This is a genomic window from Kitasatospora azatica KCTC 9699, assembly GCF_000744785.1.
GTDB classification, from domain to species: domain Bacteria; phylum Actinomycetota; class Actinomycetes; order Streptomycetales; family Streptomycetaceae; genus Kitasatospora; species Kitasatospora azatica.
Window position 1 is genome coordinate 4081332 of the sequence record NZ_JQMO01000003.1, and the last position, 17815, is coordinate 4099146.

Consider the following 17815-nt stretch of genomic DNA (forward strand, 5'->3'; position numbering starts at 1 on the left):
GGAGTTCCGTCACGTGAGCAACATCCCGGAGACCGGCCGCACCCGCCGGGTGACGATCCGTCTGGTGGTGCTGCAGATCCTGGTCCTCTCGCTGCTCGCCACCCTCGGCGGGCGGCTGTGGTACCTGCAGATCCGCAACGGCAGCGAGTACACCGCCAAGGCGTCCAACAACCACATCCGCGAGGTGGTCGACCCCTCGGTGCGCGGCGAGATCCTGGACGCCAACGGCAAGGTGCTGGCCGGCAACCAGACCAAGCTGGTGGTCTCGGTCAGCCGCACCTCGCTGCTCCAGCAGAAGGACCACGGCAGGGCAGCGCTCACCCGGCTCGCCCAGGTGCTCGGGATGAACCCGAAGGACGTCCAGGACAAGGTCCGGCTCTGCGACGCCAAGACCGCGCAGCCCTGCTGGAACGGTTCGCCCTACCAGCCGATCCCGGTGACCGACCAGGCCACCACCCAGCAGGCGATGCAGATAATGGAACGCCGCGAGGACTTCCCCGGCATCACCGCCCAGCCCACCGCGGTGCGCCAGTACCCCGCCCCCGACGGCGCCAACGCCGCCCAGGTGCTCGGCTACCTCTCCCCGGTCACCGACGACGAGGTCAGCAAGACCGCCGACCGGACCGGCAAGGACAAGTACCTGCCCTCCGACCAGATCGGCCGGGCCGGCCTGGAGTCGGTCTACGACGGCGACCTGCGCGGCACCACCGGCGTCGACCGGCTCGAGGTGGACAACCTCGGGCGGGTGATCGGCAGCGCCGGCACCACCCCGGCCCAGCCCGGCAACAACGTGGTCACCAGCATCGACTCCCGGGTCCAGAAGGTGGTCGAGGACAACCTGGTGCAGGCCATGAACGACGCCCGCACGCAGTTCGACAAGGAGACCAACAAGAACTACGTCGCCGACTCCGGTGCGGCCATAGTGATGGACGTGCACACCGGCCGGATCGTCGCGATGGCCAGCGCGCCGACCTACGACCCCAACCTCTGGGTCGGCGGCATCTCCGCCAAGGACTACGCCAACCTGACCAACCAGGACAGCAACGTCCCGCTGCTCAACCGGGCCATCCAGGGTCAGTCGGCCCCCGGCTCCACCTTCAAGGTGGTCTCCACCTCGGCCGCCGTGGCGGCCGGCTACTCGCTGGACGGCCACTACCCGTGCCCGAAGAGCATGACCATCGGCGGCCGCGAGTTCAAGAACTTCGAGGGCGAGCAGTTCGGTGACATCTCCTTGGAGAAGGCACTGGAGATCTCCTGCGACACCGTCTTCTACGGCCTGTCCTACGACCAGTGGATGAAGGACGGCGGGATCCACCCGAAGAACCCGGCCGACTGGTTCTACAAGACCGCCCACCAGTTCGGCCTCGGCGCCAAGACCGGCGTCGACCTGCCCAGCGAGGTCACCGGCCGGGTGCCGGACCGGCAGTGGAAGCAGGACTTCTACACCGCCAACAAGGACGCCTGGTGCAAGCAGGCCGACGGCGGCGGCACCGACTTCGCCACCCAGATCGCCCGCGAGAACTGCGTCGACGGCAATGTGATGCGCGCCGGTGACTCGGTCAACTACGCGATCGGCCAGGGCGACACCCTGGTCACCCCGATCCAGATGGCCCGGATCTACGCGGCCCTGGCCAACGGCGGCACGCTCTACCAGCCGAGCGTGGCCAAGGCCGTGGTCACCCCCAGCGGCCAACTGGTGCGCGAGATCGCGCCGGTGGTCTCCGGCAAGCTGCCGGACGACCAGAAGACCCTGCAGTACATCGACCAGGCCACCGCCGGCGTCATCACCGAGGGCACCGCGGCCTGGAAGTTCACCGGCGCCGGCTGGCCGCAGGACAAGATCCAGCTGCACGCCAAGACCGGTACCGCCGAGGTCTACGGCAAGCAGACCACCTCCTGGCTGACCACCTACAGCAAGGACTACGCGGTGGTCATGACGATCAGTCAGGCCGGTACCGGTTCCGGTGGTTCCGGTGACGCGGTCCGCAAGATCTACCAGGCGCTGTACGGCGTGGACGACAAGGGCGGCATCGACAACACCAAGGCGCTGCTGCCCACCCCGCAGACCGAGCTGCCCAAGTTCAACCCGGACGGCACCGCGGTGCTCAAGGTGAGCTGGAGCCGCCCGACCCCGGTCCCGGCGCAGCCCGCCCTCGCCACCGACCTGGTCGCGCTGGAACCCCGCACCTCCGGAAGGAGCCGCACATGACCTCCTCCTACGGGTCCTACCGGCCGCTGCGGTTCTCCCCGCAGCGCAGCCCGCTGGCCCGGGCGCTGGCCAAGGACGCCCCGCTGCGCCGGCTCGACTGGATACTGGTGCTGGCCGCGCTGGCGCTCTCGCTGGGCAGTTCGCTGCTGGTCTGGTCGGCCACCCGGGGCCGCGAGTCGCTCACCCACGGGGACCCGCAGTACTTCCTCTACCGGCACCTGACCAACCTGCTGATCGGCCTGGTGCTGTTCGGGTCGGCGGTCGCGATAGGGCACCACCGGATCCGGGCGGCGGTGCCGATCCTGTACGCGGTGGCCGTGCTGATGCTCTTCGCCACCCTCAGCCCGCTCGGCTCGACCATCAACGGCGCGCACTCCTGGATCCAGTTCGGCGGCGGCTTCTCGATCCAGCCCGCCGAGTTCGCCAAGCTGGCGATCGTGCTGGGGATGGCCATGGTGCTCTCCTCCCGGGTGGACTCGGGAGAGCGCGAACGCCCCGGTGACAAGACCGTGGTGCAGGCGCTGCTGCTCGGCGGCTTCCCGATGGCCGTCGTCATGCTGATGCCCGACCTCGGCTCGGTGATGGTGATGGCCGTGACCATCCTGGGCATCCTGCTGGCCTCCGGCGCCCCCAACCGCTGGCTGTTCGGCCTGATGACGGCCGGCGGCCTGGGCGCCGCCGCGATCTGGAAGCTCGGCGTGCTGAGCAAGTACCAGGTCGACCGGTTCGCCGCCTTCGCCAACCCGAAGCTGGACCCGGCCGGGGTCGGCTACAACACCGCGCAGGCCCGGATCGCGATCGGCTCCGGCGGCCTCACCGGCAAGGGGCTCTTCCACGGCACCCAGACCATAGGGCAGTTCGTCCCCGAGCAGCAGACCGACTTCGTCTTCACGGTGGCCGGCGAGGAGCTCGGCTTCGTCGGCGGACTGGCGATCATCCTGCTGGTCGGCGTGATCCTCTGGCGGGCCTGCAAGATCGCCCGCCAGGCCACCGACCTGTTCGGCACCATCGTCTGCGGCGGCGTGATCGCCTGGTTCGCCTTCCAGTCCTTCGAGAACATCGGCATGACCCTGGGCATCATGCCGGTGGCCGGCATCCCACTGCCGTTCGTCAGCTACGGCGGCTCCTCGATGTTCGCCGGCTGGATCGCCATCGGCCTGCTCCAGGCCGTCCGCACCCAGCGCCCGATAGCGGGTTAGCCCAGCACGGCGCGGGTCAGGCTACCCTTGAGGGTCATCCCCTCCGCTCTCACAAAGGGTTACGCCGCATGCCAGTCGAATCGGTCTTCCCACGCCTGGAGGCCCTCCTCCCGCACGTCCAGAAGCCGATCCAGTACGTGGGCGGCGAGCTCAACTCGACCGTCAAGGAGTGGGACTCCTGTGACGTGCGCTGGGCGCTGATGTACCCGGACGCGTACGAGGTCGGGCTGCCCAACCAGGGCGTCATGATCCTCTACGAGGTGCTGAACGAGCGCGAGGGCGTGCTGGCCGAGCGGACGTACAGCGTGTGGCCGGACCTCGAGGCGCTGATGCGCGAGCACGGCGTGCCGCAGTTCACGGTGGACGCGCACCGCCCGGTGAAGGCCTTCGACGTCTTCGGGCTGAGCTTCTCCACCGAGCTCGGCTACACCAACATGCTCGCCGCCCTGGAGCTCGCGGGCATCCCGCTGGACGCCAAGGACCGCACCGACGAGGACCCGATCGTGCTGGCCGGCGGCCACGCCGCGTTCAACCCCGAGCCGATCGCGGACTTCATCGACTGCGCGGTGGTCGGCGACGGCGAGCAGGCCGTGCTGGACATCACCGAGATCATCCGGGCCTGGAAGGCCGAGGGCCGCCCGGGCGGCCGGGACGAGCTGCTGCTGCGCCTGGCCAGGACCGGTGGCGTGTACGTCCCGCGCTTCTACGACGTGGAGTACCTGCCGGACGGCCGGATCGCCCGTGTGGTGCCGAACGCCCCGGGTGTGCCGTGGCGGGTCTCCAAGCACACCGTGATGGACCTGGACGAGTGGCCGTACCCCAAGCAGCCGCTGGTGCCGCTGGCCGAGACGGTGCACGAGCGGATGTCCGTGGAGATCTTCCGCGGCTGCACCCGCGGCTGCCGCTTCTGCCAGGCCGGCATGATCACGCGCCCGGTGCGGGAGCGGAGCATCACCGGCATCGGCGAGATGGTCGAGCGCGGCCTCAAGGCCACCGGCTTCGAGGAGGTCGGCCTGCTCTCGCTCTCCTCGGCCGACCACACCGAGATCGGCGACATCGCCAAGGGTCTGGCCGACCGCTACACCGAGGACAAGATCGGCCTCTCGCTGCCCTCCACCCGGGTCGACGCGTTCAACATCGACCTGGCCAACGAGCTCAGCCGCAACGGCCGCCGTTCCGGTCTGACCTTCGCCCCCGAGGGCGGCTCGGAGCGCATCCGCAAGGTGATCAACAAGATGGTGTCCGAGGAGGACCTCATCAACACGGTCGCCACCGCCTACGGCAACGGCTGGCGCCAGGTGAAGCTGTACTTCATGTGCGGCCTGCCCACCGAGACCGACGAGGACGTGCTGCAGATCGGCACCATGGCCAAGAACGTGATCCAGAAGGGTCGCGAGGTCACCGGTCAGAACGACATCCGCTGCACCGTCTCGATCGGCGGTTTCGTGCCCAAGCCGCACACGCCCTTCCAGTGGGCCCCGCAGCTGAGCGCCGAGGAGACCGACGCCCGCCTGGCCAAGCTGCGCGACTCCATCCGCGGCGACCGCAAGTACGGCAAGAACATCGGCTTCCGCTACCACGACGGCAAGCCCGGCATCGTCGAGGGCCTGCTCTCCCGCGGCGACCGCCGGATCGGCGCCGTCATCCGCGCGGTCTACCAGGACGGCGGCCGCTTCGACGGCTGGCGCGAGCACTTCTCCTACGACCGCTGGATGTCCGGCGCCGAGAAGGGCCTGGTCGGCACCGGCGTCGACGTCGCCTGGTACACCACCCGCGAGCGCAGCTACGAGGAGGTCCTGCCCTGGGACCACCTGGACAGCGGCCTCGACAAGGACTGGCTCTGGGAGGACTGGCAGGACGCCCTGGAGGAGGTCGAGGTGGACGACTGCCGCTGGACGCCGTGCTTCGACTGCGGCGTGTGCCCGCAGATGGACACGCAGATCCAGATCGGCCCGACCGGTCAGAAGCTGCTTCCGCTGACGGTCCTCAACGGCGCCGGCCAGTAGGAACGACCGCGGGCCCGTCTCCCTCGAGTGGGGGACGGGCCCGCTGGGTTGGTCTCGACAGAGAAGGCCTTCTCGGGCCCCTCCTCGTTCTGGAGGGGCCCGAGCGGCGTTCGGGTCAGAACTCGGGGACGTTGCCGCCGAGCGAGGCCCAGCCGGACCAGCCGTTGTTGGGTGCGGTCTGCCAGATGTGCCAGATCGCATTGTCGTTGCCGCGGGCGAACACCTCCAGGCGACCGTCCTGGTTCTGGTAGGGCACCGGATCGCCCGGCAGGTTGCCGCCGAGCGAGGCCCAGCCGGACCAGCCGTTGTTGGGTGCGGTCTGCCAGATGTGCCAGATCGCGCTGTCGTCGCCGCGGGCGAACACCTCCAGCCGACCGTCCTGGTTCTGGAAGACTCCGGGCTGCGTGGGGATGTTGCCGCCCAGGCTCTCCCAGCCGGACCAGCCGTTGTTGGGTGCGGTCTGCCAGATGTGCCACAGCGCGTTGTCGTCGCCGCGGGCGAAGACCTCCATCCGGCCGTCCAGGTTGGCGTAGACAACCGGATCGGCGGGGATGTTGCCGCCGAGCGAGGCCCAGCCGGACCAGCCGTTGTTCGGCGCGGTCTGCCAGATGTGCCACAGCGCGTTGTCGTCGCCCCGGGCGAAGACCTCCATCCGGCCGTCCTGGTTGGCGTAGACGGTCGGAGCGCCGGCCAGGTTGCCGCCGAGCGAGGCCCAGCCGGACCAGCCGTTGTTGGGTGCGGTCTGCCAGATGTGCCACAGCGCGTTGTCGGTGCCCTTGGCGAAGACCTCCAGCCGGCCGTCCTGGTTCTGGTAGACCGTGGGGTCGCCCAGAATGATGCCGCCCAGGCTCTCCCAGCCGGACCAGCCGTTGTTGGGTGCGGTCTGCCAGATGTGCCACAGCGCGTTGTCGTCGCCGCGGGCGAAGACCTCGAGGCGCTGGTCGGCGTTCTGGAAGACGACCGGACGGCCCGGCAGGTTGCCGCCGAGCGAGGCCCAGCCGGACCAGCCGTTGTTCGGCGCGGTCTGCCAGATGTGCCACAGCGCGTTGTCCTCGCCGCGGGCGAAGAGCTCCAGGCGACCGTCCTGGTTCTGGGCCTTCGCGGCATTCCTTCGTACACTATCGATCAACGTCATGGTGGTGCCTCCTCGGATGTTTCTCGGCTGATCGTCGCGGTAGGCAGGGGCTGTCAACGCACTGCTGTACTCGCCCTGTCCGCGTCTTCAGTGAAGAACCGCTCCGCGCCCCCGGCAACCTCGCTACCCGGAAGTCGAAGATCGCACCGGTCCCGAGGACCACGCAGGCAGTGGTGAGGGCGCTTCGGGTTAGCGCGTACCCTTTGTCATTGACAGAGTCCTGACCGGGCCCCGAGCACCAACCCCCCGGTACGCCAGCTCGTGCCAGGACGCGGCTTCTCACGAAGGACTGAGCGACCCTGGCACGCCGCACGCCCGACGGTCCGCCTCCCGCGCCGACGGTGCAGCGCATTCGCCTGCGCTACACCAAGCGGGGCCGTCTGCGCTTCACCAGCCACCGCGACTTCCAGCGCGCCTTCGAGCGGGCGCTGCGCCGGTCCGCCGTTCCGATGGCGTACTCGGCCGGCTTCACCCCGCACCCCAAGGTGTCCTACGCCAACGCCGCCCCGACCGGGGTGGCCAGCGAGGCCGAGTACCTGGAGATCGGCCTGGCCGACTTCCGGGACCCGCAGGCGCTGCGCGCTCAGCTGGACGAGTCGCTGCCGACCGGGCTGGACATCGTGGACGCCGTCGAGGTGCGCACCCCGCACTTCGTGGAGCGGCTGGAGGCCTCGCTCTGGGAGCTGCGCCTGCCCGAGGTGACCGAGTCGGAGGCGGCCCGCGCGGTCGCGCTCTTCCTGGCCGCCGACGAGGTCCAGGTCGAACGCCAGACGAAGAACGGGCTACGGGTCTTCGACGCGCGCGGGGCGGTGGCCCGCCTGGAACTGGTCCCTGCGCAGGTCGGCGTTGGTCCGGTCGGGGAATCCGCGGCCGCCTCCGATGTTCGTACTGGTCGAGCCTGTGCGATACTGCGCCTGGTAGTACGACATGCCACACCCGCCGTACGACCAGACGACGTCTTGTCCGGTCTCCGTGCGACGGCCGACCTGGCGCTGCCGGTCCCCGCTGAGGTGACCAGGCTGGCGCAGGGGCCGCTCGATGAGGAGACCGGCACGGTGACCGACCCGCTGGCGCTCGACCGCGCTGCGGCCCCGGCCGTCCCATCGGAGACGGCCGTAGAGCCGCAGGCAGCAGCGTCCGCCTAGCGGGCGGAGGCAGGAACCGGATTAACCGCCCGGCTCCGCGCACTCCAGGTTCCCGCAGCTCCCCAGGGGAGCGAGCGTCGTCGCGCACGGGCCTTTCACCCCGCCGCCCTCGTGGGCCGGCGGGGCCCACCTTGGGAGCCACCCTGGGTTGTGGGGCCGCGCAGCTTGGGAAAACCTGAGAACACTGGTCAGAACCAGAAGACTTTTCGACACCCCGCACCGTGCGGGGCGCCGAGCGAGACTACGAGCCCCTGTGCGGCCTCGCGTCCGTACGGCGGCACCGTGGAGAGTCGGCCGGACGCCGAAGCGTCCAGGCCGGCCACCGGTGCCCGGCCGTGCCTGGGTGCGGAGCCCGGGGGCCTGACGGGAGATCCACCCGCATGCCTGAGAACGAGAACAGCGATTCGCAGCAGAGTTCGATCGGGGAACCGGTCGCAGACGCTGCCCCGCCGCGCCGCCGTCGCCGCGCGGTGTCCCGCCCGGCCGGTGCCCCGCAGGGTGCCGAGGGCGCCGAGACCGTGATTCCGGTCGAGTCGGCCGCGGCCACCTCGGCCGCCGAGCCGGCTGCCGAGCCGGCCGTTGCCACCGAGGCCCCGGTCCGGGCCCGTCGTACCCGCAAGCGGGCCGAGGCCCCCGCCGGTGCGCCCGCCGCGGTCGAGGCCCCCGCGGAGCCCGCTGCCGAGGCCGCCCCGGTGGCCGAGGAGGCGCCGGCCGAGAAGCCGGTCCGAGCCCGCCGCGCCCGCAAGCGCGCCGAGGCCCCGGTCAGCACGCCCGCCGCCGAGGAGGCCGCCGCAGTCGAGGCCCCCGCGGAGCCCGTCGCGGAGCAGCCCGCGGTCGAGGAGGCGCCGGTCGAGAAGCCGGTGCGGGCTCGCCGGGCCCGCAAGCGCGCCGAGGCCCCGGTGACCAGCCCGGTCGTCGAGGAGCCCGCCGCCGAGGAGGAGGCCGAGGAGGCCGCCGCCGAGCAGCCCGCTCAGCCCGAGCAGCCCGTGGCCGAGCCCGAGCAGCCCGCCGAGGGCCCGCGGAGCCGCCGCCGCGCCGTCCGCCCGGCCACCGCCGTCTTCCAGGCCCCGGTCTTCCAGGAGCCCACCGCCTACGTCGCTCCCGCCCCGGTCCAGGCGCCGGCGCCCGCCGCGGAGCCGGCCGCCGCCGCTCCGGCAGCGCCCGCCGGCCGCGAGGAGGAGGACGAGTACGAGTACAGCGGCGTCGGCCGTCGCCGCCGCGGTGGCCGCGCCGCCGTTCGGGTCACCCCGTCGGCGGGCCGCCCGGCTCGCCCGGCCCGCCAGGCAGCCCCGGCCGCCGCCCCCGCCGCGGTCGAGGCGCCCGCCGAGCCGGCCGCCGTGGAGCCCGCGGCTGCCGCCGGGCCCGAGCAGGAGGGCGAGTGGGAGGAGGACGGCCGTCCGTCCTCGCGCCGTCGCCGTCGCGGTGGCCGTCGTCGCCGTCGTGGTGAGGCCGAGGAGTTCGAGGCCGAGACGCCGACCGCCGAGGAGGCCGGTGAGCCGACCGCCGTCGAGCAGCTGGAGTCGGCCGAGGAGGAGGGCGAGGAGGACGAGGACGAGCTGGCCTCCGGCCTGGCCTCCTCGCGTCGCCGTCGTCGTCGCCGCCGTCGCAGTGGTGAGGGCCCGGCCGAGCCGGCCGAGGCCGCCGAGGACGGTGTCCGCACGGTCGTGAAGGTCCGCGAGCCGCGCCGCCGCTCCACCGAGCCGTCCTTCGACCCGGACGAGGTGCAGTCCATCAAGGGCTCCACCCGCCTGGAGGCGAAGAAGCAGCGCCGCCGCGAGGGCCGCGAGCTGGGCCGTCGCCGGGTGCCGATCATCACCGAGGCCGAGTTCCTGGCCCGCCGGGAGTCGGTCGAGCGGGTCATGGTGGTCCGTCAGAACGGCGAGCGCACCCAGATCGGCGTCCTGGAGGACGGCGTCCTGGTCGAGCACTACGTCAACAAGGAGCAGGCCACCTCCTACGTCGGCAATGTCTACCTGGGCAAGGTCCAGAACGTGCTGCCGTCGATGGAGGCCGCCTTCGTCGACATCGGCAAGGGCCGCAACGCGGTGCTGTACGCCGGTGAGGTGAACTTCGGTCAGCTCGGCCACAGCGGTCCGCGCCGGATCGAGTCGGTGCTGAAGTCGGGTCAGTCCGTGCTGGTGCAGGTCTCCAAGGACCCGATCGGCCACAAGGGCGCCCGCCTGACCAGTCAGATCTCGCTGCCCGGCCGCTACCTGGTCTACGTGCCCGAGGGCTCGATGACCGGCATCAGCCGCAAGCTGCCCGAGAACGAGCGGGCCCGCCTCAAGCAGATCCTCAAGAAGATCGTCCCGGACGACGCCGGCGTGATCGTGCGCACCGCCGCCGAGGGCGCCAGCGAGGACGAGCTCACCCGCGACGTGCAGCGGCTGCAGGCGCAGTGGGAGGAGATCCAGAAGAAGGCGGCCTCCGGCAACGCGCCGACCCTGCTCTACGGCGAGCCGGACATGACCGTCCGGGTGGTCCGCGACATCTTCAACGAGGACTTCACCAAGGTCATCGTCTCCGGCAGCGAGGCGTGGAACACCATCCACGAGTACGTCGGCGGGGTGGCTCCGGACCTGGTGGACCGGCTGCAGAAGTGGACGTCCAACGTCGACGTCTTCGCCACCTACCGGATCGACGAGCAGCTGATGAAGGCGCTGGACCGCAAGGTCTGGCTGCCGAGCGGCGGTTCGCTGGTGATCGACCGGACCGAGGCGATGGTCGTGGTCGACGTCAACACCGGCAAGTTCGTCGGCCAGGGCGGCAACCTCGAGGAGACCGTCACCCGCAACAACATCGAGGCGGCCGAGGAGATCGTCCGCCAGCTGCGGCTGCGCGACCTCGGCGGCATCATCGTGATCGACTTCATCGACATGGTGCTGGAGTCCAACCGGGACCTGGTGCTGCGCCGCCTGCTGGAGTGCCTGGGCCGGGACCGGACCAAGCACCAGGTGGCCGAGGTCACCTCGCTGGGCCTGGTGCAGATGACCCGCAAGCGGGTCGGCCAGGGCCTGCTGGAGTCCTTCTCCGAGTCCTGCGTGCACTGCAACGGGCGCGGCGTGATCGTCCACATGGAGCAGCCGACCGCCCCCGGCGGCGGTGGCGGCCCGGTCGGCACCGCCGGCGAGGCCGCGGGCTCGAGCAAGCGCCGGCGTCGGGGCAAGGGCGGGGCCGCGCACGAGGAGGCGCAGCCGCACCTGATCGCCGACGAGGCCGCCGAACACGAGCACGAGGAGTTCGAGCTGATCGTGCCGGAGGCGGCGGAGCCGGTCGAGGTCGCCGAGGCCGCTGCGGTGGTCGAGCCGACCGAGGCGCCGCAGGCCGCCGAGCAGCCGGTGGTCGAGCAGCCCAGCCTGGTCGAGATCCCCGCCGCCGCCGCGCCGACGGCCGGCCGCACCCGCCGCCGTGCGGTGCGCAGGGCCGCCGCCCCGGCGGGCGCGCCGGACCAGGCCGAGATCGTGGTCCTGCAGTCGCGCGCCGACGCCGCGATGGAGGCGGCGCTGGCCGCCGCCGCGCAGCCGGCCCCGGCCGCCGAGGTCGCCGAGACCGAGGTCACGGTGGCCGAGGCCGCTGCGACCGAGGCCGCGGAGCCCGCCGAAGCCGCGGAGCCCACCGAGGCGCCCGCCGCCGAGGAGGCCCCGGTGGCCGAGACCGAGGCGGCGGAGGCCGAGGAGGCCCCCGCCCCGAAGAAGCGCGCTGCTCGCAAGACCGCCGCGAAGAAGACCACCGCCGCCAAGAAGACGACGGCAGCGGCAAAGAAGACCACCGCCCGCAAGACCGCCACCAAGCGGACCAGCGCGGCGGCCAAGAAGGCAGCCGCCGCCGAGGGTGATTCGGCAGCGGAGTGAGCCCGGTGGGTAGGGGGCGGGCGCAGGCCCGTCCCCTACCCCCGTAGGGTCCGGTTTGCCCCATGGGCAGCCAGTCCGTATTCTTGACCCTCGGCGTGTCTACGCCATGCTCCCGAGCAGATCACCTCCCGAACCTTCGCGAGAAGGAGCGGGGGAGGCCCCTGTGTCCATACCCAGGTGGCTGGCATCGAGAGTTCCGACCGAGTTAGGAAAGCAGGTACCGCATGTACGCGATCGTTCGCGCCGGCGGCCGCCAGCACAAGGTCGCCGTCGGCGACGTGCTGGAGATCGACCGTGTTGACGTCAAGCCGGGTGACTCGGTGGAGCTCTCGACCATCCTGGTCGTCGACGGCGAGGCCGTCACCTCCGACCCGTGGGTGCTCGCCGGCGTGAAGGTCCACGCCGAGGTCGTCGACCACACCAAGGGCGAGAAGATCACGATCCTCCGCTACAAGAACAAGACCGGCTACCGTCGGCGCCAGGGTCACCGCCAGCGCCACACCGCCGTCCGCATCACGAGCATCGACTCCGCGAAGTAAGTAAGGGGATAGCGAGATGGCACACAAGAAGGGCGCAAGCTCTACCCGGAACGGCCGCGACTCGAACGCCCAGCGCCTCGGCGTGAAGCGCTTCGGTGGCCAGGTCGTCAGCGCCGGCGAGATCCTGGTCCGCCAGCGTGGCACCCACTTCCACCCGGGTGCGGGCGTCGGTCGCGGTGGCGACGACACCCTGTTCGCGCTGACCGCCGGTGCGGTGCAGTTCGGCACCCGTCGCGGCCGCAAGGTCGTCAACATCGTGGCCGTCGAGGCCTGATCCAGTCCTAACTGGATCCTGCGCAGGGTGGATCGGGTCTTCCGGTCCACCCTGTGCTTTTTGGCTCAACCAACCGCCATCTGGAGGCATCCGTCATGACCACCTTCGTGGACCGCGTCGAACTGCACGTCGCCGCGGGTAACGGGGGCCACGGCTGCGCCTCCGTACACCGGGAGAAGTTCAAGCCGCTCGGCGGCCCGGACGGCGGAAACGGCGGCGAGGGCGGCAGCGTCACCCTGGTGGTCGACGCCAACGTCACCACGCTGCTGGAGTACCACCACTCGCCCAAGCGCAAGGCCGGCAACGGCAAGCCGGGTGCGGGCGGCCACCGCACCGGCGGCAACGGCGAGGACATCGTGCTGCCCGTGCCGGACGGCACCGTGGTGCTCGACAAGCAGGGCAACGTGATGGCCGACCTGGTCGGTCACGGCACCACCTTCATCGCCGCGGCCGGCGGTCGCGGCGGCCTGGGCAACTCGGCGCTGGCCTCGTCCCGTCGCAAGGCCCCCGGCTTCGCGCTGCTCGGCGAGCCGGGCGAGGCCCGCGACATCGTGATGGAGCTCAAGTCCGTCGCCGACGTCGCCCTGGTGGGTTACCCGAGCGCGGGCAAGTCCTCGCTCATCTCGGTGCTCTCGGCGGCCAAGCCGAAGATCGCCGACTACCCCTTCACCACCCTGATCCCCAACCTCGGCGTGGTCACCGCCGGCGAGACCGTCTACACGGTCGCCGACGTCCCCGGTCTGATCCCGGGCGCCAGCCAGGGCAAGGGCCTGGGTCTGGAGTTCCTGCGCCACGTGGAGCGCTGCAGCGTCCTGGTGCACGTGCTGGACTGCGCCACCCTCGAGCCGGGCCGCGACCCGCTCACCGACCTCGAGACGATCGAGGACGAGCTGGCCCAGTACGGCGGTCTGGAGGACCGGCCGCGGCTGGTCGCGCTCAACAAGGTGGACGTGCCGGACGGCCAGGACATCGCCGACCTGACCCGCGAGTCCCTGGAGGAGCGCGGCTACCGGGTCTTCGAGGTCTCCGCCGCCTCCCGCAAGGGCCTGCGCGAGCTGAGCTTCGCGATGGCCGGCATCGTCTCCGAGGCGCGGGCCGCCAAGCCGATCGAGGAGTCCACCCGGATCGTGCTGCGCCCGGCCGCCGTGGACGACGAAGGCTTCACCGTCATCGAGGAGGACGGCGCCTACCGGGTGCGCGGCATCAAGCCGGAGCGCTGGGTGCGCCAGACCGACTTCTCCAACGACGAGGCCGTCGGCTACCTCGCGGACCGGCTGGCCCGGCTCGGCGTCGAGGACAAGCTGTGGAAGGTCGGCGCGCACGAGGGTGACACCGTCATCATCGGCCCCGACGAGAACGCCGTGGTCTTCGACTGGGAGCCCACCATGGCCGCCGGCGCCGAGATGCTCGGCCGCCGTGGCGAGGACCACCGGATGGACAGCCCGCGTCCGGCCGTGGACCGCCGCCGCGAGAAGCAGAAGGGCCGGGACGCCGCCGAGGCCGAGTTCCTCGCCTTCGAGGCGCTCTCCTCCGGCCGCGCCGCCGCGCTCGACGAGGGCGACGACGAGGACTTCTAGTCCACCGGATGAAACTTGGTGCCGACCGGCCCGGGATTTCGCGTAGATTGCGCGAGAACCCGGGCCGGAAGAGCGTGAAGGACAGTCGATGACCGAGCAGACCCTGCGTCAGGACGTCCTGACCGCCCGCCGGATCGTGGTCAAGGTCGGCTCCTCCTCGCTCACCACGGCGGCCGGCGGGCTGGACGCGGACCGGGTCGACGCGCTGGTCGACGCGCTCGCCACCCGGCTCGGCGAGCCCGCGGCGCCGGAGATCGTGCTGGTCTCCTCCGGTGCGATCGCGGCCGGCCTGTCCCCGCTCGGGCTGGAGAAGCGCCCCTCGGACCTGGCCCGCCAGCAGGCCGCCGCCAGCGTCGGCCAGGGCCTGCTGGTGGCCCGCTACACCGCCTCCTTCGCGCGCTACGGCCGCCGGGTCGGCCAGGTGCTGCTGACCGCCGAGGACGCCAGCCGCCGCGCGCACTACCGCAACGCCTACCGCACCCTGGACCAGCTGCTCGCGATGGGCGCCGTGCCGGTGGTCAACGAGAACGACACGGTGGCCACCGCCGAAATCAAGTTCGGGGACAACGACCGGCTCGCCGCGCTGGTCGCCCACCTGGTCCGGGCCGACCTGCTGATCCTGCTCTCCGACGTGGACGGCCTCTACGACGGCGACCCGAGCAAGCCGGGCAGCAAGCGGATCGACGAGGTGCACGGCCCGCAGGACCTGGCCGGCGTCGAGATCGGCAGCGTCGGCAAGGCGGGGGTCGGCACCGGCGGCATGGTGACCAAGGTCGAGGCGGCCCGGATCGCCACCGGCGCGGGCATCCCGGTGGTGCTGACCGCCGCCCGGCACGCCGCCGCCGCGCTGGCCGGCCGCCGTACCGGCACCCTGTTCACCCGGACCGGCTCGCGCACCGCCGACCGGCTGCTCTGGCTGGCCCACGCCAGCAGCCCGCGCGGCGCCCTGCACCTGGACGCCGGTGCGGTGCACGCGGTGGTGGAGGGCGGCAAGTCGCTGCTGCCGGCCGGGGTCACCAAGGTGGACGGGGAGTTCGCCGCGGGTGATCCGGTCGACCTTCTTGGCGAAAACGGCAACATCGTGGCCCGTGGCCTGGTCAACTTTGATGCGAGGGAGCTGCCGCGCCTGCTCGGCCGGTCGACGCGGGACCTGGCTCAGGAGCTCGGTGCCGCGTACGAGCGCGAGGTCATCCACCGGGACGACCTGGTCGTGCTGCGCGGCTGACGGTCCGTCCGACTGACGGTCCGTCCGATGGGTGCCCCCGGCCCGGTTGTCGGGCGGCGGGCGCCGACCCGGCACAGGCCAGCGTCGAACAGGAGGCCGCGGTGGGACTCAGGCGCGACCGAGCGCTGCCCGGAGCGAGGGTGGGGGAGCAGCGGGCCACCGTCCGGCAACTGCATCCCAGGAGCGCCCAGGCCGAGGAGGCCCAGTGCGAGGAGGCCCCGAGCGAGGAGGTCCAACGTGAGGAGGTCCAGTCCGGCCGGCTCTGGCACGTGGTGCTCAGCCTGGCGGGCGAGGTGACCCCGCTCGGGACGCTGCGGGCCGGCCTCGAGCGGCTGGCGCACGACCACTCCTTCTTCCTGACCGCCCGGTACGCCGCCGACCACGCCGAGATCCGCTACTGGGAACAGGCCCGCGACCTGCACGACGCCGCCGCCATCGCGCTGCGCCTGTGGGGCGAGCACAAGGCCAGCGCCAAGCTGCCGCCCTGGGAGATCGTCGGCCTCGAGGTGGTCGACCGGGCCACCTACCACCAGCGGATGGCCGAGGGCTTCGGCCAGCCCACCTCGCAGCTGGGCGGCGTGCACCCGTATTGACCAGGCGTCTCACCGGGTGAAAAGCGCGTCGGGAAAGCGCCCGGCAGTCGCTACCCTTCAGGGCATGAGCATCGACAGCCCCGTCCTCGCCACCGCGCGCCGCGCCCGTACGGCGGCCGCGGCACTCGCCCCGCTGCCGCGCTCGGCCAAGGACGCCGCGCTGCTGGCGATCGCCGACGCGCTGACCGCCCGGGCCGGCGAGATCACCGCGGCCAACGCCGAGGACGTCGAGCGGGCCCGCGCCGCCGGCACGCCCGAGTCGGTGATCGACCGGCTCACCCTGACCGAGGAGCGGATCGCCGCGATCGCCGCCGATGTGCGCAGCGTCTGCGGGCTGCCCGACCCGGTGGGCGAGGTGGTGCGCGGCTACACGCTGCCCAACGGCCTGGACGTGCGTCAGATCCGGGTCCCGCTGGGCGTGGTGGGCATCATCTACGAGGCCCGCCCGAACGTCACGGTGGACGCCGCCGCGCTCTGCCTGAAGTCCGGCAACGCCGTGCTGCTGCGCGGCTCCGCCTCCGCGTACCGCTCCAACACCGCGCTGGTCGCGGTGCTGCGGGACGCGGTCGAGGCGGCCGGGCTGCCCGCCGACGTGATCCAGCTGGTCCCGGGCGAGAGCCGGGACTCGGTGACCGAGCTGATGCGGGCCCGCGGCCTGGTCGACGTGCTGATCCCGCGCGGCGGCGCCTCGCTGATCAAGACCGTGGTGGAGGGCTCCACCGTGCCGGTGATCGAGACCGGCACCGGCAACTGCCATGTCTACGTGGACGCGAAGACCGATCTGGCGATGGCGGTGGGCATCCTGCTCAACTCCAAGGCGCAGCGGGTCAGCGTCTGCAACTCCGCCGAGACCCTGCTGGTCCACCAGGACGTGGCCGAGGAGTTCCTGCCGCTCGCGCTGGCGGCGCTGGCCGAGGCCGGGGTGACGGTGCACGGCGACGAGGCGGTGCTCAAGCTGGCCGAGGGCTCGCCCGCGACGGTCGTCCCCGCCACCGAGGAGGACTGGGGCACCGAGTACCTCTCCTACGACCTGGCGGCCGCCGTGGTCCCCTCGCTGGAGGCCGCCGTCGCGCACATCCGGGAGTGGTCCTCCGGTCACACCGAGGCGATCGTCACCACCTCGCAGGCCGCCGCCCGGCGCTTCACCCAGCTGGTCGACTCGACCACGGTCGCAGTCAACGCCTCCACCCGGTTCACCGACGGGGGTGAGTTCGGTTTCGGTGCCGAGATCGGCATCTCCACCCAGAAGCTGCACGCCCGCGGCCCGATGGGCCTGCCGGAACTGACCTCCACCAAGTACATCGTCACTGGTGACGGGCATGTCCGCGGCGAGGCCACCCAGACCGTCGGCGGCTGACCGGAGCAACCTGACGCACCGTCGGGCCAGGCCAAGTGCCGGGAGGCACAGACAAATCGCGCGCCCGGTAATACGCTGATTCCCGTGGCTGAGGAAGTGGGGGACTCGCCGTACTCCGACGGCGACGACCACGGTGCAGCGGACGACGAGTTCGCCACCGTGGTCCTTGACGAGGCTTTCGTCCGTTCCGCCGCCGTGCACGAGCCGAGCGCCAGAGAGCGCCAGCTGGCCGCCGCCGAGACCCGCAACGAGCCCGAGCCGGGGTCGATCGGCTGGGTGGCGCGCGAGCTCGGCTCCGAGCACTACGACGGACTTCCGCTGGAACTTCGCCCGCACCCCTCCGGTGTGGAGGACGACCGGATCTACACCGATCCGTGGGTCGGTTCAGGTCTGGGCCGGCGCCGGGCGGTGCGCTGGCCGGGCTACAGCCCGCGCCCGGAGGTCGGCGGCCGGCAGCAGGTGGCCCAGCAGCGCTGGCACCGTCCGCTGGCCTGGGTGCTGGTGATCGTGATGGGCGTCAGCCTGGTCGCGGTCGCGGTGGCTGCGGTCTACCGGGGCGGCGGCGCGCTGCCGGGGAAGCGGCCGGTGGTGGGCACCAGCGGCCCGGCCTCACCGGCGCCGACGGCGGTCCGGGCGGACCCGGGTACGGTCGCCGTCCCGCAGCCCGCCGGCTGACGTCCGGGTGCGGATCCCGAGCGGACCGGG

13 protein-coding genes are annotated in these 17815 nt (G+C 71.8%); 12 read left to right on the plus strand and 1 reads right to left on the minus strand.

All coding sequences use genetic code 11. The features are described 5' to 3' along the window. Positions 1-13: 13 nt before the first annotated feature. From mrdA to BR98_RS28810, 3 genes are all read left to right on the plus strand, one after another. Complete coding sequence (mrdA, locus tag BR98_RS28800) at positions 14-2209, plus strand: penicillin-binding protein 2 (RefSeq protein WP_051970300.1); 2196 nt, start codon at positions 14-16, stop codon at positions 2207-2209. Continuing rightward, positions 2206-3408, plus strand: a complete 1203-nt coding sequence (gene rodA / locus BR98_RS28805) for a rod shape-determining protein RodA (protein ID WP_035849210.1) — start codon at positions 2206-2208, stop codon at positions 3406-3408. The genes mrdA and rodA overlap by 4 nt, the downstream gene beginning before the upstream one ends. Before the next feature lie 68 nt (positions 3409-3476). Continuing rightward, positions 3477-5414, plus strand: coding sequence for a TIGR03960 family B12-binding radical SAM protein (locus BR98_RS28810; RefSeq protein ID WP_035849214.1), 1938 nt, complete (start codon positions 3477-3479; stop codon positions 5412-5414). A gap of 115 nt (positions 5415-5529) precedes the next feature. Here BR98_RS28810 and BR98_RS28815 read toward each other — a convergent pair whose 3' ends face one another. Further along, on the minus strand, positions 5530-6549 hold the full coding sequence (locus BR98_RS28815; RefSeq protein WP_051970301.1) for a hypothetical protein: 1020 nt from the start codon (positions 6547-6549) through the stop codon (positions 5530-5532). Positions 6550-6890: 341 nt separating this feature from the next. On the opposite strand from BR98_RS28815, the gene BR98_RS28820 reads away from it, so the two are divergent. From BR98_RS28820 to BR98_RS39715, 9 genes are all read left to right on the plus strand, one after another. Further along, positions 6891-7694 (plus strand): TIGR03936 family radical SAM-associated protein, encoded by an 804-nt coding sequence (locus BR98_RS28820; protein WP_035849218.1) that lies wholly within the window; start codon positions 6891-6893, stop codon positions 7692-7694. A gap of 380 nt (positions 7695-8074) precedes the next feature. Then, complete coding sequence (locus BR98_RS28825) at positions 8075-11545, plus strand: Rne/Rng family ribonuclease (protein WP_035849221.1); 3471 nt, start codon at positions 8075-8077, stop codon at positions 11543-11545. A 224-nt stretch (positions 11546-11769) separates the two neighbouring features. After that, entirely contained in the window at positions 11770-12084 is a 315-nt protein-coding gene (gene rplU, locus BR98_RS28830) for a 50S ribosomal protein L21 (protein WP_035849223.1), read from the plus strand. Positions 12085-12100: 16 nt separating this feature from the next. Further along, positions 12101-12358, plus strand: coding sequence for a 50S ribosomal protein L27 (gene rpmA, locus BR98_RS28835; RefSeq protein ID WP_030309712.1), 258 nt, complete (start codon positions 12101-12103; stop codon positions 12356-12358). 95 nt (positions 12359-12453) lie between these two features. Further along, a complete protein-coding gene (gene obgE / locus BR98_RS28840) occupies positions 12454-13935 on the plus strand; it encodes a GTPase ObgE (RefSeq protein ID WP_035849227.1) in 1482 nt (493 codons plus the stop codon). Between the two features lie 88 nt (positions 13936-14023). Next, complete coding sequence (gene proB, locus BR98_RS28845) at positions 14024-15160, plus strand: glutamate 5-kinase (RefSeq protein ID WP_035849229.1); 1137 nt, start codon at positions 14024-14026, stop codon at positions 15158-15160. A gap of 101 nt (positions 15161-15261) precedes the next feature. Then, entirely contained in the window at positions 15262-15753 is a 492-nt protein-coding gene (locus BR98_RS28850) for a hypothetical protein (protein WP_157537968.1), read from the plus strand. A 64-nt stretch (positions 15754-15817) separates the two neighbouring features. Next, the gene (locus tag BR98_RS28855; protein WP_035849231.1) at positions 15818-17110 is read left to right on the plus strand and encodes a glutamate-5-semialdehyde dehydrogenase; all 1293 of its coding nucleotides are present in this window, start codon (positions 15818-15820) and stop codon (positions 17108-17110) included. An 84-nt stretch (positions 17111-17194) separates the two neighbouring features. Continuing rightward, positions 17195-17785, plus strand: a complete 591-nt coding sequence (locus BR98_RS39715; protein WP_157537969.1) for an SCO2584 family spore wall biosynthesis protein — start codon at positions 17195-17197, stop codon at positions 17783-17785. Positions 17786-17815: the final 30 nt, after the last annotated feature.

Excerpts from the sequence above, each read along its gene's own strand:
- rpmA (WP_030309712.1), top strand. The coding sequence starts at position 12,101 with ATGGCACACAAGAAGGGCGCAAGCTCTACCCGGAACGGCCGCGACTCG.
- BR98_RS28825 (WP_035849221.1), top strand. The coding sequence starts at position 8,075 with ATGCCTGAGAACGAGAACAGCGATTCGCAGCAGAGTTCGATCGGGGAA.
- rplU (WP_035849223.1), top strand. The coding sequence starts at position 11,770 with ATGTACGCGATCGTTCGCGCCGGCGGCCGCCAGCACAAGGTCGCCGTC.
- obgE (WP_035849227.1), top strand. The coding sequence starts at position 12,454 with ATGACCACCTTCGTGGACCGCGTCGAACTGCACGTCGCCGCGGGTAAC.
- rodA (WP_035849210.1), top strand. The coding sequence starts at position 2,206 with ATGACCTCCTCCTACGGGTCCTACCGGCCGCTGCGGTTCTCCCCGCAG.
- BR98_RS28810 (WP_035849214.1), top strand. The coding sequence starts at position 3,477 with ATGCCAGTCGAATCGGTCTTCCCACGCCTGGAGGCCCTCCTCCCGCAC.
- proB (WP_035849229.1), top strand. The coding sequence starts at position 14,024 with ATGACCGAGCAGACCCTGCGTCAGGACGTCCTGACCGCCCGCCGGATC.
- BR98_RS28815 (WP_051970301.1), bottom strand. The coding sequence starts at position 6,549 with ATGACGTTGATCGATAGTGTACGAAGGAATGCCGCGAAGGCCCAGAAC.
- BR98_RS28855 (WP_035849231.1), top strand. The coding sequence starts at position 15,818 with ATGAGCATCGACAGCCCCGTCCTCGCCACCGCGCGCCGCGCCCGTACG.